The sequence below is a fragment of the Marinobacterium profundum genome, assembly GCF_001528745.1.
Classification (GTDB): domain Bacteria; phylum Pseudomonadota; class Gammaproteobacteria; order Pseudomonadales; family Balneatricaceae; genus Marinobacterium_A; species Marinobacterium_A profundum.
This window is the reverse complement of sequence record NZ_BCNS01000191.1, coordinates 1-21,714: the sequence shown is the minus strand read 5'-3', so window position 1 is coordinate 21,714 and position 21,714 is coordinate 1. Positions and strand designations below refer to the sequence as shown.

Below are 21,714 nucleotides of genomic sequence, written 5' to 3'. Positions count from 1 at the left end.
AACTACGTTGACAAACACCGATTCTCTCGCTCTCGCTCTCGCTCTTTTTCTCTTTCTTGCCCCTAGCCCCTAGCCCCTAGCCCCTTTATTCTCGCACCTCGCACCTCGCACCTCGCACCTCGCACCTCGCACCTCGCACCTCGAACCTCGCACCTCGCACCTTTTTCCTCGTCCCTGATCTATAGTTATCCGACGAGTCAATCCTGACCTGTGCCTTAGGCGCGCAGAGGTCATGTGTTTGGAAATTACCTGCGGAGACTAACTATGCGTGCACTACTGGGAGCGGTCAGTTTGAGTCTGGCATCCATGATGGTCATGGCCGAAGGCAATGCGGTGACTTATACGGTCAATGGCCAGGAGTATGAAGGTTACTATGTCAGCTCATCACCGGACGCACCCCTGGTGCTGTTGGTGCATGACTGGGATGGTTTGACCGACTACGAGATCAAGCGGGCCGAAATGCTGTCGGACCTCGGCTATGACGTCTTTGCCGCCGACCTGTTTGGCGCTGGCGTGCGGCCGACGGAGCTGGAGGACAAGCGTCAGCACACCGGCGAGCTGTACAAGGATAGAGAGAAAATGCGTGTGCTAATGAATGGTGCCCTCGATGCCGCCCGTGCCCAGGGCGCCCAGACGGATAATGTGGTGGCGGCCGGTTACTGCTTCGGCGGCGCTGCAGTGCTGGAGCTGGCCCGCTCGGGTGCACCTATGGCGGGTTTTGCAACCTTCCACGGTGGCCTGAGTACACCAGAAGGGCAAAATTACAGCACCGCCAAGGGCAAGGTGTTGATCATGCATGGCTCCGCCGATGCGGCCATCAGCCTGAATGATTTTGCAACGCTGGGAGCTGAGCTGGAAACAGCAAGTGTCTCCCACGAAATGATCACCTACAGTGGTGCGCCCCACGGCTTTACCGTGTTCGGTGCGGACAGCTACCGCGAAGAAGCGGACAAGCAGTCCTGGAAACGCTTCGCATCCTTCCTGGATGAACAGCTGGGGTATTAAAGGCTAGGTGCGAGGAGCGAGAGTAAAGGGGCTAGGGGCTAGAAAGGTGCGAGGAGCGAGGAGCAAGACAAGAAGAGAGATAGCAGGAATTCAGATATAGAAAAGGCCCCGGAGGGGCCTTTTTGTATTAAAGCACGGCTATTGGGTGTTTAGCGCGGTTCGCTCATCAGGCCTTTGACGATGGCCACACAGGCCAGCAGAAGCACAATGGTGAACGGGAAACCGGTTGAGACCGACATGGCCTGCAGGGCTCCCAAGCCGCCGCCAAGGAGCAGGGCTATGGCCACCAGACCTTCAAACACACACCAGAATATCCGCTGCGGAGTGGGTGCATCTATCTTGCCGCCGGCGGTAATGGTGTCGATCACCAGGGAACCTGAGTCCGATGACGTAACAAAGAACACTATTACCAGCACTATACCCAGAAAGGAGGTGATCTCGGTCAGTGGCAGTTGGGCCAGCATGGAGAAGAGCTGCAGTTCCAGCGGCGCGCTGGCAACAGCTTGAACACCATCATTGACCAGCTGGCTGATGGCGGTACCGCCGAATGCAGTCATCCAGAATACGCATACCAGGGAGGGAATCAGCAGCACGCAGGTGATGAACTCGCGCACGGTACGGCCACGGGACACACGGGCGATAAACATGCCGACAAAAGGCGACCAGGAAATCCACCAGGCCCAGTAGAAGGCGGTCCAGCCCTGGCTGAAGTTGGCATCCGTGCGCCCAACGGGGTTGGACAGCGCCGGCAGGTTCTGCACATAGGCCACCAGGTTATGGAAGAAACCGCTGAGGATGGCGACAGTCGGGCCAACGATGACCACGAAGAGCAACAGCAGTACCGCCAGTACCATGTTGATTTCAGACAGCCGCTTGACGCCAGCATCAAGCCCCGCCACTACGGAGAGCAGCGCAATGCCTGTGATGCCGATGATTAGAAAGACTTTGGTAGTATCCGAGGCCGGCAGCCCGAACAGGAACTCGAGCCCGGCACTGGCCTGTTCGGCACCGAAACCCAGCGAGGTTGCCAGGCCAAACAGGGTAGCGAATACCGCCAGGATATCGATGATATGGCCGGTCCAGCCCCAGATGCGCTCGCCGAAAATCGGGTAGAAGATCGAACGCATGGTCAGCGGCAGGCCCTTGTTGTAGGAAAACAATGCCAGTGCCAGCGCGACTATGGCGTAGATTGCCCAGGGATGCAGCGCCCAGTGGAAGATGGTGGCCGCCATGCCTAAGCGCCTTGCGGCTTCAGAGTCGCCAGGTGCGCCCGCCAGCGGTGCCCAGCTATCGGGCGAGCCTGCGTTGTCAGCAACAGAGGATGCATAGTGGGACAGTGGCTCCGATACGCCGTAGAACATCAGGCCTATGCCCATGCCAGCGGCGAACAGCATGGCAAACCAGCCGCTATACGAATAATCCGGCGTGGCGTCGGTGCCGCCCAGGCGAACGCGACCCAGCGGTGATACCACCAGTACAAGGCAAAGCACAACAAAGACGTTGGCCGAGGCAATAAAGAACCAGTCAAAGGTAGAGGTCAGCCATACGCGCATGGCGTTGAACATAGTTCCTGCGCTGTCCTGAAAGGCAAGGGTCAGAACAACAAAGGCAACGATGCACAGGCCAGAGATCAGAAAGACCGGGTTATGTACATCAACATTAACCGGCCCAATCTGGGTATTGATATTGTCCTGACCGATCTCGTAGTCGGTCTCAATTAAAGTGGAGTCCCCATCGGGGGTTATATCGGTAGATTCAGTCATGTTTCTCCCTTGTAGACTGATAATTTAATCATTTCTTGGTTGTAACTCAGCGAACAACCAGAACGGATATCTTGGAAAAAGACGCGAAGTAACCGGCGTTGGACGCAAACACATGTTCCAGCAGACCAGGCACATGGGATGCCATGACAACGAGGTCTGCCCCGGCATCCTTGGAGGCGCGCATCAGGGTGTCGTCCAGGTCTGCAGTGGGGTCGTGGCTGATGTAGGCGGCACTGCTCACATTGGGCAACTGATATTTGGCCGCCTGGGCCTGGCTAAACTTTTCCATTTTGGCGGCAAACTCTTCCGGTGTATGGGCAACGCTGCTGGGCGCACTGGCGGAAACGCCGACATAGCAGACAGATGCCTGATAAAGCTTGGCAAGATCGGCAGCGGTTTGCAGTGCCTTTTGCAGTTGCTCGGCGTGGGCCAAATCAACTGGCACCATTATGTGACTGTACATGTGGATTCTCCCTTAGGGTGGCAGGTGACACTTTTGGAGAGTGAGTTACAGAGACAATTATTACAGATGCTTGAACAATAAGGGGGAATTTTCTACAAACAGCGGGCAGGGGGGCAAGTTTTAGCGTTTTTTGCAGCCTGGAACGCAAAAAGCCGGCACAGGCCGACTTAAATGTTCTGGTTGCCAGCGCCCATGGGGCGCGGCAGCCGGGAATGGTTTAAATGTGGGGTACGGCGCCGCTCAGGCTGCGGCGGTTCTGATAACGCTTGCGCAGTGTCAGTGTCAGCACTGAAGACGACAGCAGGAAGGTCACCAGGTTGGCCAGAAACATCGGCAGATCCTGCAAAATAATGCCGTAGATCAGCCACATCGCAACGCCGAAGGTCAGTATCGAATACATGGCCACGGAAATGCCATCGACATTGCCGCTTTTCAGAATTTGCAGTACCTGCGGCACGAAGGCAGCGGTGGTGCAAACAGCGGCAATCATGCCGATCAAAGTCGTGTTATCCATGCTGAAGCCCTCGGCATCATGTCCAATAGCGCAGGTGGTCACGTCTGGCGTAACCACTGTCATCGTATTAAATAGGTAAATGGGTATAGTGCCGTGATCCATGTGGCTGCGAGCGCAGAAGGTCAGTCACGGTTGTATATGGGCGGCATTCTAGGAAGCAAAACGCCCGTAATCAAGTGATATAAGTGATCCGCAGTGATTATATTTCTTCATGTTTTATGCGGACACCCAAAAAGGCGCAAAACGACTGATCAGGAAGGACTTTTTGGTCCTCAGGCTGTCGTGCGTGCTGCTTTTGGGGTACCTTGATTTGCAGCAGAGCGTGGCAGTGAACCATGGAGTTTGAAATATGGAATTTGTAATACAGGACTGGCACTGGCTGGCCTTTGGCATGGTATTGGTGATGGCGGAGCTGTTTATCCCCAGCTTCACGATTTTCTGGTTTGGTCTCGGCGCCGCTATTGTGGCCGCCGTTCTCTGGCTGGTACCGGATTTTGCGCTCAGCTGGCAGTTGGTGCTCTGGGCGTTATCGTCAAGCCTGTTCGCGCTACTCTGGTTTCGGTTTTTCAAGCCTTTGATGGTGGATCGTACCAAGGCGGGCATTGCCCGTGAGGCGATCAGTGGTGAAAGCGGCCAGGTCATCAAGGTACCGCAGCCCGGCGGACGCGGTGTGGTGCGTTTTACGACGCCGCTGCTGGGCGATGATGAGTGGGATTTTATCTGCGATAGCGAGGTTGCCCTGGGGGATCGTGTGCACGTCAAGGACGTGTCGGGTAATACTCTGATTGTGGAAAAACGTTAAGTCTTAAGGTCTGAAGGAGTAGTGCTTATGTTTATTGATGGAATCGTGTTGGCCGGGATTTTTCTGGTGCTGGTTGTTGTTACTGTGGCTTTGGGGGTTAAAACAGTCCCCCAGGGCAGCAAGTCCGTGGTACAGCGTTTGGGCAAATACCACAAGACACTGGGGCCTGGCCTCAATATCATTTTTCCCTATATCGATGCGGTGGCCTACAAGGTGACCACCAAGGATATAGTGCTGGATATTCCCTCGCAGGAAGTGATTACACGGGATAACGCCGTGATCATCGCCAATGCCGTGGCGTACATCAATATCGTATCGCCGGAAAAGGCGGTCTACGGTGTGGAAGATTACCGTTTTGCCATCCAGAACCTGGTGCAGACTTCGTTGCGCTCGATCATCGGGGAAATGGATCTGGATGATGCTCTGTCAAACCGCGATTCCATCAAGGCCAAGCTCAAGGGTGCCATCTCCGACGATATCGCCGACTGGGGCATTACCCTCAAGACCGTTGAAATTCAGGATATCAACCCGTCAGACACCATGCAGCATGCGATGGAAGAGCAGGCCGCTGCCGAACGTGGCCGTCGCGCGACCGTAACCCGGGCCGGTGGTGAAAAGGCGGCGGCGATTCTCGAAGCCGAAGGTCGGCTGGAAGCGTCGCGTCGCGATGCCGAGGCACAGGTGGTGCTGGCCCAGGCGAGCCAGACCGCAATCGAAAAGGTCACCGCTGCGATTCAAAATAACGAATTGCCGGTGATGTATCTGCTGGGTGAGCGTTATATCGAGGCGATGAAAGATCTGGCCAGCTCTGACAATGCCAAAACCATTATTTTGCCAGCGGATATCCCGGCGGCAGTGCGTGGCATCATGGGCGGCTTTAGCAAGTAGACAGCGGGTAACTTAGATAGAAGGCGGGCGGCAGCATGGGGTTCAGTATCGAGCAACTGCAGGCTTTTGTGGCCACCGCTCAGGAAGGCTCGTTTTCGGCGGCGGCGCGGCATCTGCACAAGGCGCAGTCGGTGGTCAGCGTGGCGGTGAACCACCTGGAGATCGACTGCGGCGTGGCACTGTTCGATCGCAGTGCCCGCAGCCCGGTACTGACGCCCCAGGGGCAGGCACTGCTCGCGGACGCCGAGGCCATTCTGCACCGTTGCAGCGAGATGCGCAGCAGTGCAGCGGCCCTGAGCCAGGGGCTTGAATCCCGACTGACGCTGGCGGTGGATGCGGCCATTCCACTGGAGTCCCTGGTGCAGACGCTAAAAGGGTTCGAGCAGCGATTTCCCCATCTGGAGCTGGAGTTGTTGAACCCCACCAGCAGCGATGTGGCTGAGCTGGTTAGCAGCGGGCGGGTCGATCTGGGGGTGATGTTCGAGCAGGAGTTTTATCCCCGCGGCTTTCATTTCAAGGGTATTGGTCATGTGGATGTCATAGCCCTGGCAGGCCCCTCTCATCCGCTGGCGGCGCTGGAGTACGTGCGTCTGGCGGACCTGGAGCAGTATCGCCAGCTCATGGCGACCACAAGATCGATGCACTTCAGTCGCCAGCCCGAACTTCGGGGTGGTCGCAACTGGCGGGTGGAAAGCCAGTACGGCATTCTGGCGCTGGTGCGCGAAGGCTTTGGCTGGGCCTATCTGCCGCGCCATTTTGTGCAGGATGCGCTGGACCGGCAGGAGGTGATACAGTTGCCGCTGGCATTTCAGCAGGTGGATATCCGGGCCGGAGTGGATTTGATCTGGAGTCGTGATCGCGCACCGGGCCAGGCCTTTGGCTGGCTGATTGATTCACTTACCAGTTTAGGCGCCAACTCCTAGCCCTTAGCCCTTAGCCCCAGGTTAACAGTTCGACAGTCAGCTGATAGCCAGAGTTACTCACTTACCCATGTGCTACCGACTGAAGGTTTTTATGATCCATCACCGCAGCGGGCTGATCGGAGTAGCCATGTTTACGACTAAAGCAATAAACAGCAATAGCGCCTGAGAGTATTCCGGCTAACAAGATAAACAGCATCTGATACTGTTCAGTCGCAGAAAGTTGAGCTGAATCAGCCCACTTAAGTAACCAGCCACTTGCCCCCTGAACTACCCCGACACCGCCCATGCTTATTGCCGTTAACATCGCCATGCCCCGGCCATAATATGCAGGCGCCAGGAAGGATCTGGAATGCGACATCAACAGCGGATAATTAAAACCGAAAAGACCGATTGTGATAAAGCACCACATGGCAAAAATTGACCCTTTGTCTGGATAGTAAGCCAGAAGGATCAGCGGCAACAATGCCAGTACAGAACTATAGAGTACCACCGTTTTTGTTTGCTGCAGTTTGCGGTCCAGCAATCCCAGCAGGAATGTTCCAGAGGCCATGGCGACAGACATTGCCATCAGAATAAAGCCGCGCTCAGTAGTATTTGCCGCAAAGACATCAGCCAGGTAGGGGCCACTCCATAAGCCTCGAATAGCCATCAAGACCCCATAGCTAGCCAGGAACATGGGTAGTATTGGCCATAAATGACGAATGCTACAGATTCTGAGCATGCCTCTAAGCATTACACCCAGTTTTTCATTGGCAGTGGCTGGCCTGTCGCTGGACAGGCCAAAGAAACTCAAGCACGCAACCAGTGCAGTCACCAGCATGACTAACCTCAACGAGGAGCGCCACCCCAACCATTCTGCTAGCATCCCCAGCGGGGTGGTACCCAGTAAATCACCCAGACTACCTATAGCAATAACTAATGCCGTAATATAAGCGAAGCGCTCTGGCGAAAACAGGCGTCCGATAAACAGCATGGTTCCAGTGAATACCGGGGCGCATCCGATTCCGATCAACATCATTGCGGCTAACGCCTGATAGTAATGCGTAGCTACACTGAAAAGCCCGATCCCGAGAACAGCAAACCACATAAAGCTGGCGATAGCCAAGCGTCCACCAAATCGATCCAGTACGATACCACTGGGGATCTGAGCCACGCCAAAACTGAGAAAAAAACTCGATGCAAGCAAGCCTAGCTGAGCACCATTCAATGCCAGGTCAGCAGATATTTCGGGGGCGATAACTGAGATCATGCCGCGATAGAAAAGGCTTATCGAATAAGCGGCACAGAGTACGGTCAGTTCCCGCATTTTAATTCAACCTGTTTTTTAAAATTTGTCTGGATTTAAGGGTATATATCTACAATTAATGTAATGGCGTCTTTTATTTCTGTGTAAAATTTACTTCGATACATCAATTCAGAGGATAACTCTGTTAATGCCTTGAAAAGAGACGAAATTTTAATTTAGGTCTGGAAAGGCTATCCTGCATGGTCGATAAACGACTGTGTTCCTCCATGCGGTAAAATTCCCTGTTATTTTTTAAACTATTTGTGAATGAAGTTAAACTCGATTATGGATCTGGATGCCATAAAAGCCATCTTTCCAGGATCAATAATAGCGCCAATCAAAGCGTAATATAAATTAATAATCATAATGAAGGTATTTGTGGTGCTAATGGAGTGGGCAGAAATTCAACCCCGTCACATCTTCTGCCTCTGCCTCTGCCTCTGCCTCTGCGCTTGTTAGCGGGAGAGTATCCAGACCGAGGAAAACCTGATCCGGGGCCCTAATCGGGCACCGGGCCAAGATTCTCGCTGGCTGATTGATACTCTCACCAGCATCCAGCATCCAGCATCCAGCATCCAGCATCCAGCATCCAGCTTCTAGCGTCTAGCTTCTAGCTTCTAGCTTCTAGCTTCTAGGCTGCGGGTATATTATTGCCCGGATGCACCAGGGCGCCCAGGCCCGCGGCATTCAGCGCCTCAAGTAGCATGGCCCTAATGGTTGTAGCCTGTTCATGCGCCAGTGCCAGGGCAAGCAGTTCCTGGCCCTGCTGGCGGCTGAAGGAGCGGATCACCCACTTGATGCGTGGCAGGTCCCCGGAACTCAGGCTCAGGCTTTCAACCCCCAGCCCCAATAGCAGCAGTGCCACGGCAGGATCCCCTGCCGCTTCGCCGCAGACGCAGACCGGCTTGCCATGCAGTTTGGCGGCGTCCGTCACCTGAATAAGCGCCCGTATGACCGCAGGATGCAGGGCATCAAACCAGCGTGCGACACGTTCGTTGTTGCGATCCACCGCCAGCAGGTACTGGGTCAGGTCGTTGGTGCCTATGCAGAGAAACTCGACTCGTCGGGCCAGCTCCTGGGCCTGGTACACAGCGGCGGGCACTTCGATCATGACCCCCAGCGGTGGCAGCACTACATCGTCCTGCTGATTCTGCAACTCATGGCAGGCGCCGTTGATCAGCACTATGGCCTCATCCAGATCCTCAACGCGGCTGATCATTGGCAGTAGCAGGCGCAGGTTGCCCAGGCCTGCGTTGGCCTTGAGCATGGCGCGAATCTGCGTGAGGAATATGTCGGGGTTGTCCAGTGAGATGCGAATGCCTCGCCAGCCCAGGTAGGGATTGGCTTCCTGTACGGGAAAGTAGGTCAGTGCCTTGTCGCCGCCTATATCCAGTGTGCGCAGTGTTACCGGACGGGGGTGAAAGGCCTCCAGTACCTGGCGGTAGAGCAGATACTGTTCATCTTCGGTAGGGAAGCTGTCGCGCACCATAAAAGGAAACTCGGTGCGATAGAGCCCGATGCCCTCGGATCCACGGGACAGTGAATGGCTCAGGTCTGACAGCAATCCTGCGTTGGTATAGAGCGGCAGGCGCACGCCATCCAGGGTTTCGGCGGGCAGGTCCCTCAGGCTCTGCAACTCCTGCGACAGTTTTAGCTCCTGACGCTGTACGCGCCTGAAGTCCTTTTGCAGGGATTCACCGGGGTTCAGGTAGAGTCGTCCCTGATAGCCATCCACGATCAGGCTGGTGCCATCGAGCTCCCCGAGGGCTATATCACCGCCAAAGCCCATGATGGCGGGTACTTCCATGGAGCGGGCCAGGATTGCCAGGTGCGAGAGGCTCGACCCGTGGCTCGAGACCACACCGGCCAGGCGCTCAGCTGGCACGGCGGCAAGGTCCACCGGGCTCAGGTTTTCGCCAACAAGAATGGTGTGGGGCGGGTAGTCTGTTGCGCAGGAAGTATCACTCGGCAACAGCCGGGTCATCAGGCGGTGGCCGATATCACGGATATCGTGGGCACGCTCGCGCAGGTAGGGATCGTCCATGGCCTCAAACAGGCGCACATGCTCCAGAATGCTTTCACGCAGGGCTCCGGGTGCCCAGTTACCCTGGCGAATGCGATTTACCGTGGCGTCGAACAGCTCCTGGCTGCGGGCAATCAGCGCATAGGCGCGAAACAGCGCCCGGTCTTCAGCGCTCAGGCCCGGCTCAAGGCGTTCGGCCAGCAGCTCGAAATCCGCCGCTACACCATCGACGGCCGCCTGCAGCGCTGCGATTTCGGCCTCAATGTCTTCAGCCGGGCGATCCGGCACCTGATCCAGGTCCACCGTGGAAAACACCAGCACGCCGGTTCCCATGGCGATGCCGGGTGCGCCGGCACCGCCTTCGTACTGGCTTGGGCTGTTCGCCTGGGCAGGGACGCTGGCCTGCAACGCGCTCTGGCTAAGGGAAAGCGCTATGCTGCCGGCCAGCTGTGTGGCCAGGGTGGAGAGAAACGCCTGCTCGGATTTTTTAAAGCGGCTCGGTGCAACCTGCTGTGCAACCAGTACACCCAGCAGTTGCTGGCGGTGAATAATGGGCACGCCCAGAAAGCCGTGGTAGGCCTCTTCATCGGCACCTTGCAGTTGGCAGTAGCGCGGATGCGTCGGTGCGCTGCGCACATTAACAGCCTCCCGCCGCTCAGCGACCCAGCCTACCAGGCCTGTACTGTGTCGCAGGTGCAGCTTGCCCGCACCCTCTGCATTCAGGCCTTCGCTCGCCATGAGTACATAATGACTGTGGGCCTGGTCGCTCAGGTACACCGAGCAGGCATCGGTATGCAGGGTATTGCGCACACCGGCGACTATGGCCTGCAGCGCCGACTCCAGTGAATCCGCCTGGCTGACTTGTTCGATGATCTGGTGCAGTTCGGCCAGTTTCTTCACGGCACCGGCGCTTTTTCGTGGGCTCGTCTGGGAACTCGAGGGCTTGTTCTCTGCGTTATGGCTGGCATCAGCGCCAGCATTGAGCGCGTTTTGCGGTGGATTCTTATTCGACATGATTGCTCCTTCTGGAGAATCAGGAGCCTGGCGCAACCACACCGGTACAACACAGGTGCGGCCTATGCGGCCAGGTTACTGTATGGCCATCACTCTATAGGGACAGTGGGAGCTTGTCATTGTCGGGGAGGGGGCTTCATATAATAAAAGCGGCCATGGTCTCTTTGGCCGCTGCTACACAGCTTTCAGAGCAGTGACAGTTGATCTCCGGACTGGGGCGGCACGCTGAACAGGTCGGTGCGCAGCGGAGATCTGCGATCAGTACGCAGGCTGAACTTGTTGGTCGCCAGTCGAAAGCGCTGGGCGATCATCTCGGCGAACAGGCCCTGGCCGCGCATACGGCTACCAAAGCGGCTGTCGTAGGCGGCGCCGTTGTGGCTTTGCTTGATCAGGCTCATCACATGCTCGGCGCGCTCCGGGTAATGGCAGTCGAGCCATTCCCGGAACAGGCCTTTTACCTCCCGTGGCAGCCGAATAAAGACGTAGCCCGCGGAGCCTGCGCCGGCTGCTGCGCTGGCCTCGAGCATGGCTTCCAGTTCGCGGTCATTGATCATGGGGATCAGCGGCGCCAGCAGTACGCCGACGGGCACACCGGCGTCAGTCAGTGCGCGGATGGCATTGAGCCTCGTTTGAGGGCCGGCGGCTCTGGGTTCCAGCGTGCGTTTGAGCTGTGGGTCCAGCGTCGTCATGCTGATCATGACCGAACACAGCTGCTGCGCGGCCATCTCGGCGAGCAGGTCGAGATCTCGGGTGATGAGCGCGCCCTTGGTGATTATCGTAAAGGGGTGGCGAAAGCGTGTCAGCACCTCCAACAGTTCATGGGTGATGCGCCTGTGCTGTTCCAGTGGCTGGTAGGGGTCGGTGTTGGCCCCCAGGGTAATGGGTCTGCAGCGGTAATTTTTCGCTCGCAGTTCCTGTTCCAGGCGTTCGGCCGCGCCTTCCTTGACGATGATATGGGTTTCAAAGTCGAGCCCGGGTGACAGGTCCCAGTAAGCGTGGCTCGGGCGTGCGAAACAGTAAATACAACCATGCTCACAGCCGCGGTAGGGGTTGATCGACTGTTCGAAAGGTACGTCGGGCGACTGGTTGCGACTGATAATGGTCTTGGGCCTTTCGCTGATCTGCACAGTGGCGATGCGCACCGGCATTTCGCCGTCCTCCACCGGATCAATGTCACTGCGGGTTGGCGCGAAGCGGTTGGCGGGATTGGAGAGGGCGCCGCGACCCTTGAGCGGATTGGACATGACGGAATACTGCTGCAAATAAATACTGTTTAAATATACAGTATTGTGTGAATAAGGCGAATAGCGGATGTACGGTGCAGCAGGGATAGGTGGGTGTGACGCAGAGCTGCATTCAATTCAACGCGCTCGGCCCTGGCGCAGGACTGCGCAACGTCGACCGCTGTGCGCCGACCGCTGGCAACAGACGGTCGTACTCGCGTTTGACCACCGCGTAACATTCGCAGGCCCTGGCTTCCAGTCCGGCTCGGTCCAGGATGCTTATATGGCCGCGCTGATAGTGGATAAGGCCGGCCGCCTGAAGTTTGCCCGCGGCCTCGGTCACGCCCTCGCGGCGTACCCCGAGCATATTGGCGATCAGTTCCTGGGTCATTAGCATCTCGTCCGACGGCAGTCGGTCGTGGCTCAGCAACAGTGAGCGGCAGAGTTGCTGGTCTAGCGAGTGATGCCGGTTGCACACCGCCGTCTGCGCTACCTGAGTCAGCAGTGCCTGGGTGTAGCGCAGCAACAGATGCTGCAGGGCGATGGAATCATGGAAAGCCTGCTTCAGCATTTGTCCCGGCAGGCGGTAGGCATGGCCTGCGCTCTGGACGACGGCCCGGTTGGGCATGGTTTCGCCGCCCATGAACAGGGCAATACCGATGATGCCCTCGTTACCGACCACGGCGACTTCGGCCGATGCGCCATCGAGCATGACGTAGAGCATAGAGATGATGGAGTCAGTCGGGAAATAGGCGTGACGCAACTCGCAGCCGGATTCGCAGAGCACCTGACCCAGCGGTAGCGGGATGCTTTCCAGATACGGACTGAGGCGTGCATATACATCCGTCGGCAGGGCCGCGAGCAAGTGATTCTTGAGTGGGTCATACAGGCAGGGCACAGATGATCTCCTTTGCGCCAGTCGCCATCTGCCCTCCAAGGAAGCCCTGGGTGGCATTATTAACGAATAAGCTACCACCACTATAGTCCCTTTGCTTGCAGGGGGCGGGCAAAGGGCGCAATGGTTCTGGCAGTTCACACTATGAGCGCTGGCGCACAGAACTTTTCTGGTAGCTGCGAGATGATGGTCGCAAGGATCGGCGCTGGAATTGGAAACTGCCTTGGTAACGGGGTCGTGGAAGCCTTGACGACCTGTCCGCTACAGCCACTGAGAGAGGTCATTCCATGAAAACGCTACACAATATTACAGGTTGCACCCTGGTCGCAGCGATGTTGCTCGGTCTGGCGGGCTGTTCCGGTATGTCGCAGCACGACACCAATACCGCCATAGGTGCCGGCGTCGGTGCTGTCGGCGGCGCCGTACTGACCGGTGGCAGTGCTATTGGTACTGTGGGTGGTGCTGCAGTTGGCGGCGTCATCGGCCACGAAATCGACACCAAATAGGACGGGTCTGTTTACGTTAGCCCGCTTCGTCTTGTTCACTTGAGGATTGCCGCGCCCGCTACTTTGAGCGGGCGTGGTTTTTTGTGCAGGTATAACTGCCACTCAGTCCGAACATCTTAGGCACAAAAAAGCCGGTTCCCTGTTAAAGGACACCGGTTTTTTTGGGTCTTGCCGGATGAAAATAAAATCTATCTGCTCGGTCATGGCCCCAGACAGCCAATGCCAGCGATTTCCTGGCGCTGCTGGGGGCCTTTACTGAAGCCCAGGTTTACCTGCGCCTGTTCAAACCCATAACCAGCGAGATGACAAAGAGCACGATAAAAACCAGGAACAGGATTTTTGTGAATTCGACAGCGCCGGCGGCGATACCGGTGAACCCCAGTGCCCCGGCGACAAGGGCGATACTGAAAAATGCCACAGCATAATGCAGCATCTGTTTTTAGCTTCTGTGCTGTGCTCAGCAGGCCAGGGTACAAATCGGTAGCCGCTCAGCCGTCACTTGACCCGCATGTCGTTTTTGACTGACTTTACGCCCTCGATGCGGCGGGTCAAGTTGACCGCTTTGTGAACATCGTCGTGTGAACTGACGAAACCGCTGAGTTGCACCACGCCCTTGAATGTCTCGACGTTGATCTCAGTGGATTTCAGCGTGGGTTCGCTGAAGATCGCCGCCTTCACTTTGGCGGTTATGACAGTGTCGTCAATATATTCGCCGGTTCCTTCCTGCTGAGCGCTGGATGCGCAGCCAACGAGCAGGGCCAGCATGGCGGCCAGGAAGAAAGCGGGAAAATGTTTCAGTAATGGCATGGTTTAGTACTCCGGATAATCAGGGGGCAGTCTGATTAGCTTAAGACTGCACTGGCGAGCAGCACATACAGCCGTACGCGCCCCCGTCGTCGTTCTGATGATCGTTTACTTCGGCGCCGGCGTCTGTGCGCAAGCGCACATTGCATCGGATCTTTGCCTGCTTTGGCCGCAGGGCATGATGCTGATCAGTGACGAGGTCACGCAGATTGCATGATCTGGGTGTAAAGCGAATTGTCGCTACAAAAACAACTGCAGGCGGAGGCTTCCAGGCCGTAGCGGTCGAGGATTTTGATATCGCCGCGGTGGTAGCTGATCAGTTTGCGGTTTTGCAGCATGCTGGCCGCCTTGGTGATGCCGACACGGCGTACGCCCAGAGTCCGGGCCAGGAATTCATGGGTGGCATGAAACTGGTCTGAGTGAGCCCGATCCTGTGCCATCAGCAGCCAGCGGGCAAGCCGTGCCTCCAGCAGATGGAAGCGGTTGCAGGTCGCGGTCTGTGCGAGCTGGCCCATCATCACATAAAGATAGCGTTGCAGCAGACGGTGCCAGGCAACGCTGAGGTCGAGCTCGCGGCAAAACTGCCGGGTCTCCATGCGCAGTGCCTGGCCAGGGCCCAGTACGCTGGCGTGCAGATTAGACAGATTCAGGCCCAGTATCAGCGAGATGCCCAGCATCCCTTCGTCCCCGGCCAGCAGCACCCCAAGGCGGCTGGCTCCGTTTATCGTGGTCGTCTGACAAATGAAGCTTTGCGTCGGGAAGTAGACATGAAGCAGGGGGGCGTCAGGTGTTGCCAGAACCTCGCCGAAGCTCAGCGTCACCGGTTCGCAACTGGCCAGAAAGCGCTGTCGCTCCAAGTCTGGCAAGGCCGTGATGAGTCGGTTGAAGACAGGGACAGGTTGCGTAATCGGCACAATGCTTTTCCTGAAGTGGAAAATACAGCAAGCGGTATCGGTTGCCGTCGAAATGTCACGCCGGTAGCGCCGCCTGACGCTGCTGCGTCCAGTGAAGCTTGAAGCCAAAGCGGGAGGCTGTCTGGACGCTAGCGCACATAGTGTCCCGCCGTGCTGTGCGTTAAGGGTGATGGTAGCCTGTGGGCAAAGGCTGTTGGGGCTGGTGCGTGCTAATGGAGTGGTCTTGATTCGATACAAGGCTATGAGCGCTAGCGTACAGATGTGCCTGCTGAAAGTGGGTGATGATACCCCTGACGATCGATACAGGCCCCGGATTACAGTTGTCCTTGCTGGTGCTGGGTGAGCAGCATTAAGTTGCCCGCAAGGCGTCGCAGGTCAGCTATGGTACGCCGAACTAATCAGAGGAATGGATTATGAAAAGGTTTAAGTCACTCGGCACTCTGCTGTTCACAGCAGTGTTGCTGACAGCATTGTCTGGCTGCGAGAAGGAAGGACCGGCAGAACAGGCTGGCAAGGAGATGGACAAGGCAATGCAGGAGGCCGGCGAAAAGCTTGAACAGGCGGGTGAAGATATCAAGGAGGCGGCCGGCGATAATTAAAATGAGTAGCGGATACCAGGTCACGAGACGCACAGTGGTCGCGCCTCTTGGGAGGTTCGGGTAGTGCTTTCAAGCGCTAAGCTGTGGCGCACTGCCGGGTGCCGGGTGCCGGGTGCCGGGTGCCGGACTAAGCTGTGAAGGTGAAATAACAATCGCAGCAAGCTGCTAAAGGAGCACCGCTCATGAGCGTTAAACCCATCCCCGAAGGCTTTCATACGGCAACGCCCTACCTGGCGATCAAGGGGGCCGCAGAGGCCATCGAATTTTATAAACAAGCCTTCGGCGCCACTGAAGGCTTTCGCTTGAATATGCCGGATGGCGGCGTCGGGCACGCGGAAATCCAGATTGGCAATAGCCGCATCATGCTGGCCGACGAGTGTGGCGAGTCCGGCTTTCAGAGCCCGGCCACCCTGGGCGGTTCAAGCTTCGGTCTGCATCTGTACGTCGAGGATGTGGATACGCGTTTTGCCCAGGCCATTGCGGCCGGTGCTACCGTACTGAATTCGGTGAAAGATCAGTTCTACGGTGATCGCCTGGGCAGCCTGAAAGACCCCTTCGGACACGTCTGGTTCCTGTCGACCCATATAGAGGATCTGAGCGAGGATGAGATCGCCCGGCGCGCCCAGGCGATGTTCGAGCAGCAAGGCTAGCCGCCTGTGGACGGGGCTAAAACACGGGCCCGATACTGCCGCTAAGCGTAACGGGCTATGTCTGTTTGAATCACTTTATTGTGGAGGTCATCATGCATCGGTTGAATAAAAACCTATTCGTGTGGCGGGCGATACTGCTGCTGTGGCTGCTTGTGGCGAGCGCCGTAGCAGTGTCGGAGAGCACACGGGTCTATGAGTTACCGCAAGGTTCAAGGCCCCATGATGTGGCGCCGGCGCCGGATGGCAAGGTCTGGTATACCGGCCAGCGCCGCGGCGTACTCGGGATACTGGAGCCGCAAACCGGCGCCGTGCGCGAGGTGCCGCTGGGGCAGGGTTCTGCACCCCACGGCGTGATTGCGGGGCCGGATGGCGCCGCCTGGATTACCGATGGTGGCCTCAATGCCATAGTGCGCGTTGATCCGGTGACCGAGGCGGTCACAGTGTTTCCGCTGCCGCCGCAAAGGCCCCAGACCAACCTGAATACCGCGGCCTTTGATGGTGATGGCCAGCTTTGGTTTACGGGCCAGAGCGGAATCTACGGTCGGCTGGATCCGGCCAGCGGTGCAATGCAGGTATATGATGCACCCCGGGGGCGCGGGCCCTATGGCATAGCGGCAACGCCCGACGGTGAAATCTACTATTGCTCACTGGCCGGCAGTTATATTGCCCGCATCGAACACAGTACGGGTGATACCACCCTGATTGAGCCGCCGCGGGCGGGGCAGGGTGCACGCAGGGTCTGGCCGGACAGCGTCGGCCGTATCTGGGTAGCTGAGTGGAATTCGGGCTTCCTCAGCCGGTTCGATCCGGGCGGTGATTCCGGTAATGGCCGCTGGAGCAGCTGGAGACTGCCGGGCGCGGCGCCACGGGCCTATGCCGTCTATGTGGATGAGCGCGACATCATCTGGGTCAGTGATTTTGGCGCCAACGCCGTACTGAGTTTCGACCCGAAAACTGAAACCTTTACTGCCTATCCCGGCAGCGGTCCAGGCGCCATGGTGCGGCAAATTCTTGGCCGACCAGGCGAGGTCTGGCTGCCGGAATCCGGTCTGGACCGGCTGGTGCTGATCCGTACCGATTAGCACGGCTCAGGGCTGTGCGAGTCGCTGCTACACATTACGCAGTATCAACGTATATATTGATACCGCAATATTGTTCAACTTAACCCCGCTTTCCATACTGCAGGCATGAGGGGTTTGCGGCCTCTCTCCGATAACTATAAAAACCTGGAGAAAACGATGGCAACACACACCAGCGATCGACCTATCCCTGCTGCCGACACCGGGCAAGCGGAGTTTGCTCAGGACCTTGAGCGCCGTATCGGCATTTACGAAGAGCTGGATGCCCACGGTGATATGGCCGGCGCCCTGGGCTCCGGCGAATATACCGCTATCTTCCTGCTGACCCTTGGCCTCGTTGTCACCTTCTATCTGTGGGGGTACTGAGCATGTCTTCGACTTCAAAAGCGGACCTGAGACTGGCCGCCGAGCGCGGCGATGCGCCCCTGCTTCCCGCCGAGCGGATGTGGGGTTTCTGGGAATTTACCTACGCCAATTCGGCCCTGGCCATAGCCACCTGGGCCTTTCTGATTGGCGGTGCCACGGCGCTCTTTGTTGGCGTCAAGGCGGGCATTGCCGCCATCGTCATCGGCAACGTCCTGGGTGTGCTGATCATGGCGCTGTCGACCTGCGTGGCCAGCGGCAAATACGGCACCGAGCAATTTACCTTCCTGCGCAGCATGTTTGGCCGCAACGGCAGCCGGCTGGTATATCTGCTGGCGGTGGTCTTTCTGACCATGGGCTGGCTGGCGGTACTGGGGCTGATGTTCGGGCGCTCCATCGACAGCCTGGCCGGGCTTGTCACCGATAGGGCGGCTGAGCCCCAGGGGTGGCTGGTATATCTGGCCGCCTTCTTCGCCATAGGCTTGAGCGCCTTTATCGTTGCCAGAGGCCCGACCTCCATCAAGGTGTTCAACACCATCATTGCGCCGACCCTGGTGATCATCATGGGCGTGATGCTGTACCTGATCTTCAGCAACAGCAGCCTGGCCGAACTGATGGCATTGCCGGCGCTGGATGAGCCCTTTGAAGACAAGCAGCTGAACTTCATGATCGCGGTGGAAGTGAACATGGCGGCGGGTTTCTCCTGGTGGCCCTATATCGGCAACCTGGCGCGCCTGAGCAAGAACGAGCGTACGGCTTTCTGGCCCAATATAGTCGGCGTCTTCGGTGCCGCTGTACTGGGGGAAGTGGTCGGCCTGCTGGCGGCGGCCAAGTTTGGTGACAGTGATCCTACGGTCTGGATGACGCAGATCGGTGGCTTTGCCTTCGGCATAATCGCGCTGTGCTTTGTTGCCTTTGCCAATGTCACCAGCATGGCGAACATTCTCTATACCTCGATCGTGGGCCTGCGGCAGGTGGTGGGGGAGAGTCTGCGGCATATTCGCTGGGAGTTGCTGGTGGTGCTGTTCTGCATAGCGCCGGTGATTATCGTCTTCACGGTGCCCGGTATCTATGATGGCTTCTTTATCTTCCTGGTCTGGACCTCGGCCCTGAACAGTGCCCTGGCCGGCATCGGCATCGCGGACTACTTTATCCTGCGGCGCCAGCGGGTCAGCCTGCGGCATGTGTTTGCATCCAATGCCCAGTCCGCGTTTCGCTACTGGCACGGTTTTAACCCCGCAGCCCTGGTGGCGCTGGTGGCGGGCTTTGCGATCTATGTGTGGATCTTTAATCCGCAGACGCTGGACAGCGCAGGTATCTTTGCCTTTATCTCCGCCTCGCTGCCCTCCTGTGCACTGGCAGGGGTAGTGCATATGGTCTTAACGCGGTTCTTCGTGGCCCGCACCGGCTGGGGTGACTATCCCCAGGGGCTTGCCAATAGCGCTGCCCAAAGGAACGCTCAGGGCGACATGCAACCGGTGGTGAGAGCCGAGTGAGTGCGGCGCTTGTTGTGAGCTTTGAAGGCTGAGCAATTAGCCGTAAGCCGTAAGCAGAGCAAAAAGGTGGTGACGTCTTGCGGACGTCGCCACCCTTTTTTGTTACTCCTTGGGTGCGTCCGGGTCTGTTTCCATCTGCTGGCGTATGCAGCGGGTGAAGGCCTGGGCAGCGCGATTGCGTTCGCTCTTGCGATAGGCGAGGTAAAACTGCTCGTGGTACGACAGCGTATCTTCCATCAGTGGGCGCATTTGCCCCGCATCCACCCACTGGGCCGCGTAATGGGAGGGCAGGTAGCCCAGAAAGCTCCCGGACATAATCATCAGGGCGATACTTTCCATATGGGAGGCCGTGGCCTGATGTTTGAATTCGATTTCCTGGGGTGGCTGCCAGTCGCGCATATAGGAGCGACCGGCATAGGCGCACTGGCTGATCATCTCAAGCGTAATGTCGGCGTCCGGCAGCTCAAAGAGGGCGTGGCCGATGCCGCAATAGAGGGTTTGCTGTTCCAGGTAGGTGGGAATAAAGCGCACCGAACTGTGTAGCCGCGACATCGGCGACAGGATGGCGTGATAGTGTTCCTCCATCAGGCCCTGCAGCAGTTCCTGGGGTGAGGACACATTGATATGCAGCTTGACCTCAGGTGCAAGCTGCGCGAAGTCGCCGATGCCCCGGTGCAGGTTGATCTCCTGGTTGCTGGCAATGGCATCGACAATGCCAAAGTGCAGGTCGCCAATCAACTGGCCCCGCGTATTGCCCACCATGCCGCGAAAGTTCTCCACCGCACGAAACAGGTTCAGGGAGGCATCGAACACGATCTGACCTTCTTCAGTCAGATGGAAACCCTTGCGACCCCGCTCGCACAGGCGCATTCCCAGGCGCTCCTCCAGCTGGCCAATCTGGATGCTGATGGTGGACTGTGACACCCCCAGCTCATCCTGCGCAGCGGCAAAGCCCTTGTTGTGTACCACGGCATGAAACACCCGCAGCAGGCGCAGGTCGAAGTCGGCGAGGTTCGGAAGGCTGTAGTGACGAGTGGTCATATGCTTCTTCTTTTATCAAAGTAACTATCAGTACAGCATTATTGCTCAATGTTATGGGTGAGGCTACCGGGGGCAATGTTGTTGTCGGCGTTTGGGCTGATAGCCGGGTAGGTTGGGTGAAGATCCGAAGGATCGTAACCCAACAGCGGGATTTCATGGCCTTCTTTTAATGCTGTCGAATTATTAGAGTGTTACCGATGTTGGATAATCCCGGTTTCGCCTCTCGGCGACTCACTTTTCTTTGCTCGTGCGAAAGAAAGTAACCAAGGCTTTTTACCTTGAAGAATGCGCCCGAAGAAGCCTTTTCGCTGCTCTCCGAAGCCATTGTACGGGCGGCCAGCCCTCAAGGTAAGAAAGTGCACATTAATGTGCTAATCGGCGGCGATACAGTCCCTGCATCGCCCCTTCGGGCCCAATCGAAAATTGCCCTCAGTGCTCGCAGGCTTCAATAGGGGGGAGCAGACTGCTCTACCATATAGGAGGTGATGTTGAGTACTGGTTTGGAAAGGAAAAAGCAAGGCTTGGCCCCCGAAGAGCTGCGGGAAAACAAAAGGTAAGGCTTAGCTCCGGAGGTATTCTGATCCGGAGATGTCTAATTTTTTATATATTTATCTGCGAGTTGTAGTGTCCCAATATAAAATAACAGCCGCTTAAGCTAGAACAAATGAGATGTTCTGATTTCGATCCATTTTTGGCTTTTAATTCAAGAATGGCTTCGTTTAGTGCTGGTAAAATGATCGCTTGTTCTAACGCTGATAACTCTCCTTTTTTATCCCGTTTTTTTAAGCTATCTAGAGCAAAGCGCAGATTATTCTTTAAGTCTGAATACATGCTTGAAATCAAGTCCATATTTTCTGACTTCGATAGTTCATCTTCAGGAGTATCGAAAAGTTCGATTATCGATAATACTTTGTCCAACATTCCTTCGATATCACTTTTATCCATGATGGCTTCCTATCTAAATATGTATAAATTACCAGAATTCTCAGCTGGTTTGGGTTGAACGGAAAATCTATCCGACAACATGGGTTTTTATGTTTCACCGGAAAAATCTTCGTATGTCATGCCGATAATACTTTCTCCACTTCCTACGTCGTATTGAGATGTTACGAAATTCACAAAATTATGAACCAACTCGGGATCTTCTTGATTGCGAAGAAACTCTACGTATTTCTCAAAGTGCTGAATAGTAGCGATGAACATTCTTTCTGGATTAATCACTATAGATTTGCTAGGACCGCTGATATCAATATTTCCATCACTATTAACCCGGCGGATAAATACATCGATCATGCTGCATACAGAATGTGTCCTGCCCGGAAATATGTTTTTACCCGTTCTGGCCGACGTTGCAATGTGAGCATGCATGATCGAGTGCGTTTCTTCAGGTCTTCAATCGAGCGGACCGCCGGACCACTGTGCACTATGTTTTTCAGGTCGCAATTCAAGTATTCATCCGGGTTC

23 protein-coding genes are annotated in these 21,714 nt (G+C 56.5%); 10 read left to right on the top strand and 13 right to left on the bottom strand.

The window, feature by feature from the left end; genetic code table 11:
- Positions 1–264: 264 nt before the first annotated feature.
- On the top strand, positions 265–1,005 hold the full coding sequence (locus MPRO_RS21665; RefSeq protein ID WP_067298246.1) for a dienelactone hydrolase family protein: 741 nt from the start codon (positions 265–267) through the stop codon (positions 1,003–1,005).
- Between the two features lie 149 nt (positions 1,006–1,154).
- Here the strand turns inward: MPRO_RS21665 and MPRO_RS21660 are convergent, their stop codons facing one another.
- The 3 genes from MPRO_RS21660 to MPRO_RS21650 all read right to left on the bottom strand — a co-directional run bounded on the left by MPRO_RS21660 (position 1,155) and on the right by MPRO_RS21650 (position 3,745).
- On the bottom strand, positions 1,155–2,768 hold the full coding sequence (locus tag MPRO_RS21660; RefSeq protein WP_067298245.1) for a BCCT family transporter: 1,614 nt from the start codon (positions 2,766–2,768) through the stop codon (positions 1,155–1,157).
- 46 nt (positions 2,769–2,814) lie between these two features.
- Positions 2,815–3,231 (bottom strand): universal stress protein, encoded by a 417-nt coding sequence (locus tag MPRO_RS21655; protein WP_067298243.1) that lies wholly within the window; start codon positions 3,229–3,231, stop codon positions 2,815–2,817.
- A 217-nt stretch (positions 3,232–3,448) separates the two neighbouring features.
- Positions 3,449–3,745: a SemiSWEET transporter gene (locus MPRO_RS21650; protein ID WP_067298250.1), complete on the bottom strand. Its 297-nt coding sequence runs from the start codon at positions 3,743–3,745 to the stop codon at positions 3,449–3,451.
- 349 nt (positions 3,746–4,094) lie between these two features.
- Here MPRO_RS21650 and MPRO_RS21645 point away from each other — a divergent pair, with 349 nt between their 5' ends.
- Genes MPRO_RS21645 through MPRO_RS21635 form a run of 3 tightly spaced genes read left to right on the top strand, consistent with a single transcriptional unit; the run spans position 4,095 to position 6,358 of the window.
- Positions 4,095–4,547, top strand: a complete 453-nt coding sequence (locus tag MPRO_RS21645; protein WP_067298241.1) for an NfeD family protein — start codon at positions 4,095–4,097, stop codon at positions 4,545–4,547.
- 27 nt (positions 4,548–4,574) lie between these two features.
- On the top strand, positions 4,575–5,435 hold the full coding sequence (locus tag MPRO_RS21640) for an SPFH domain-containing protein (protein ID WP_173645536.1): 861 nt from the start codon (positions 4,575–4,577) through the stop codon (positions 5,433–5,435).
- A gap of 35 nt (positions 5,436–5,470) precedes the next feature.
- Positions 5,471–6,358 carry a LysR family transcriptional regulator gene (locus MPRO_RS21635; RefSeq protein WP_067298239.1) on the top strand — a complete coding sequence of 296 codons (888 nt, stop codon included), beginning with the start codon at positions 5,471–5,473 and terminating at the stop codon, positions 6,356–6,358.
- Positions 6,359–6,419: 61 nt separating this feature from the next.
- Here the strand turns inward: MPRO_RS21635 and MPRO_RS21630 are convergent, their stop codons facing one another.
- The 4 genes from MPRO_RS21630 to MPRO_RS21610 all read right to left on the bottom strand — a co-directional run bounded on the left by MPRO_RS21630 (position 6,420) and on the right by MPRO_RS21610 (position 12,801).
- Entirely contained in the window at positions 6,420–7,664 is a 1,245-nt protein-coding gene (locus MPRO_RS21630; RefSeq protein ID WP_067298237.1) for an MFS transporter, read from the bottom strand.
- A gap of 610 nt (positions 7,665–8,274) precedes the next feature.
- Positions 8,275–10,680, bottom strand: coding sequence for a phosphoenolpyruvate--protein phosphotransferase (gene ptsP / locus MPRO_RS21620; protein WP_082709047.1), 2,406 nt, complete (start codon positions 10,678–10,680; stop codon positions 8,275–8,277).
- A gap of 185 nt (positions 10,681–10,865) precedes the next feature.
- Entirely contained in the window at positions 10,866–11,924 is a 1,059-nt protein-coding gene (locus MPRO_RS21615; RefSeq protein ID WP_067298233.1) for a PA0069 family radical SAM protein, read from the bottom strand.
- Between the two features lie 112 nt (positions 11,925–12,036).
- Positions 12,037–12,801: a Crp/Fnr family transcriptional regulator gene (locus MPRO_RS21610; RefSeq protein ID WP_067298231.1), complete on the bottom strand. Its 765-nt coding sequence runs from the start codon at positions 12,799–12,801 to the stop codon at positions 12,037–12,039.
- Positions 12,802–13,085: 284 nt separating this feature from the next.
- Here MPRO_RS21610 and MPRO_RS21605 point away from each other — a divergent pair, with 284 nt between their 5' ends.
- On the top strand, positions 13,086–13,304 hold the full coding sequence (locus MPRO_RS21605) for a YMGG-like glycine zipper-containing protein (RefSeq protein ID WP_067298229.1): 219 nt from the start codon (positions 13,086–13,088) through the stop codon (positions 13,302–13,304).
- Positions 13,305–13,572: 268 nt separating this feature from the next.
- On the opposite strand, the gene MPRO_RS25330 is transcribed toward MPRO_RS21605, so the two are convergent.
- The 3 genes from MPRO_RS25330 to MPRO_RS21595 all read right to left on the bottom strand — a co-directional run bounded on the left by MPRO_RS25330 (position 13,573) and on the right by MPRO_RS21595 (position 15,022).
- Positions 13,573–13,737, bottom strand: a complete 165-nt coding sequence (locus tag MPRO_RS25330; protein WP_082709043.1) for a DUF1328 domain-containing protein — start codon at positions 13,735–13,737, stop codon at positions 13,573–13,575.
- 62 nt (positions 13,738–13,799) lie between these two features.
- Positions 13,800–14,111, bottom strand: a complete 312-nt coding sequence (locus MPRO_RS21600; protein ID WP_067298227.1) for a BON domain-containing protein — start codon at positions 14,109–14,111, stop codon at positions 13,800–13,802.
- Positions 14,112–14,308: 197 nt separating this feature from the next.
- Complete coding sequence (locus tag MPRO_RS21595) at positions 14,309–15,022, bottom strand: Crp/Fnr family transcriptional regulator (RefSeq protein ID WP_067298224.1); 714 nt, start codon at positions 15,020–15,022, stop codon at positions 14,309–14,311.
- A 413-nt stretch (positions 15,023–15,435) separates the two neighbouring features.
- Between MPRO_RS21595 and MPRO_RS21590 the strand changes: the two genes are divergently transcribed.
- The 5 genes from MPRO_RS21590 to MPRO_RS21570 all read left to right on the top strand — a co-directional run bounded on the left by MPRO_RS21590 (position 15,436) and on the right by MPRO_RS21570 (position 19,209).
- Positions 15,436–15,621, top strand: a complete 186-nt coding sequence (locus tag MPRO_RS21590; RefSeq protein ID WP_067298223.1) for a hypothetical protein — start codon at positions 15,436–15,438, stop codon at positions 15,619–15,621.
- Positions 15,622–15,803: 182 nt separating this feature from the next.
- Positions 15,804–16,271, top strand: coding sequence for a VOC family protein (locus tag MPRO_RS21585; RefSeq protein WP_067298221.1), 468 nt, complete (start codon positions 15,804–15,806; stop codon positions 16,269–16,271).
- 92 nt (positions 16,272–16,363) lie between these two features.
- The gene (locus MPRO_RS21580) at positions 16,364–17,353 is read left to right on the top strand and encodes a Vgb family protein (RefSeq protein ID WP_067298218.1); all 990 of its coding nucleotides are present in this window, start codon (positions 16,364–16,366) and stop codon (positions 17,351–17,353) included.
- Between the two features lie 156 nt (positions 17,354–17,509).
- Positions 17,510–17,716 (top strand): hypothetical protein, encoded by a 207-nt coding sequence (locus MPRO_RS21575; RefSeq protein WP_067298216.1) that lies wholly within the window; start codon positions 17,510–17,512, stop codon positions 17,714–17,716.
- Positions 17,717–17,718: 2 nt separating this feature from the next.
- The gene (locus MPRO_RS21570) at positions 17,719–19,209 is read left to right on the top strand and encodes a purine-cytosine permease family protein (RefSeq protein ID WP_067298214.1); all 1,491 of its coding nucleotides are present in this window, start codon (positions 17,719–17,721) and stop codon (positions 19,207–19,209) included.
- A gap of 102 nt (positions 19,210–19,311) precedes the next feature.
- Here the strand turns inward: MPRO_RS21570 and MPRO_RS21565 are convergent, their stop codons facing one another.
- The 3 genes from MPRO_RS21565 to MPRO_RS21555 all read right to left on the bottom strand — a co-directional run bounded on the left by MPRO_RS21565 (position 19,312) and on the right by MPRO_RS21555 (position 21,543).
- A complete protein-coding gene (locus tag MPRO_RS21565) occupies positions 19,312–20,250 on the bottom strand; it encodes a LysR family transcriptional regulator (protein ID WP_067298212.1) in 939 nt (312 codons plus the stop codon).
- A 600-nt stretch (positions 20,251–20,850) separates the two neighbouring features.
- Positions 20,851–21,195, bottom strand: a complete 345-nt coding sequence (locus tag MPRO_RS21560; protein WP_067298210.1) for a hypothetical protein — start codon at positions 21,193–21,195, stop codon at positions 20,851–20,853.
- Between the two features lie 87 nt (positions 21,196–21,282).
- Complete coding sequence (locus tag MPRO_RS21555; RefSeq protein ID WP_067298208.1) at positions 21,283–21,543, bottom strand: hypothetical protein; 261 nt, start codon at positions 21,541–21,543, stop codon at positions 21,283–21,285.
- Positions 21,544–21,714: the final 171 nt, after the last annotated feature.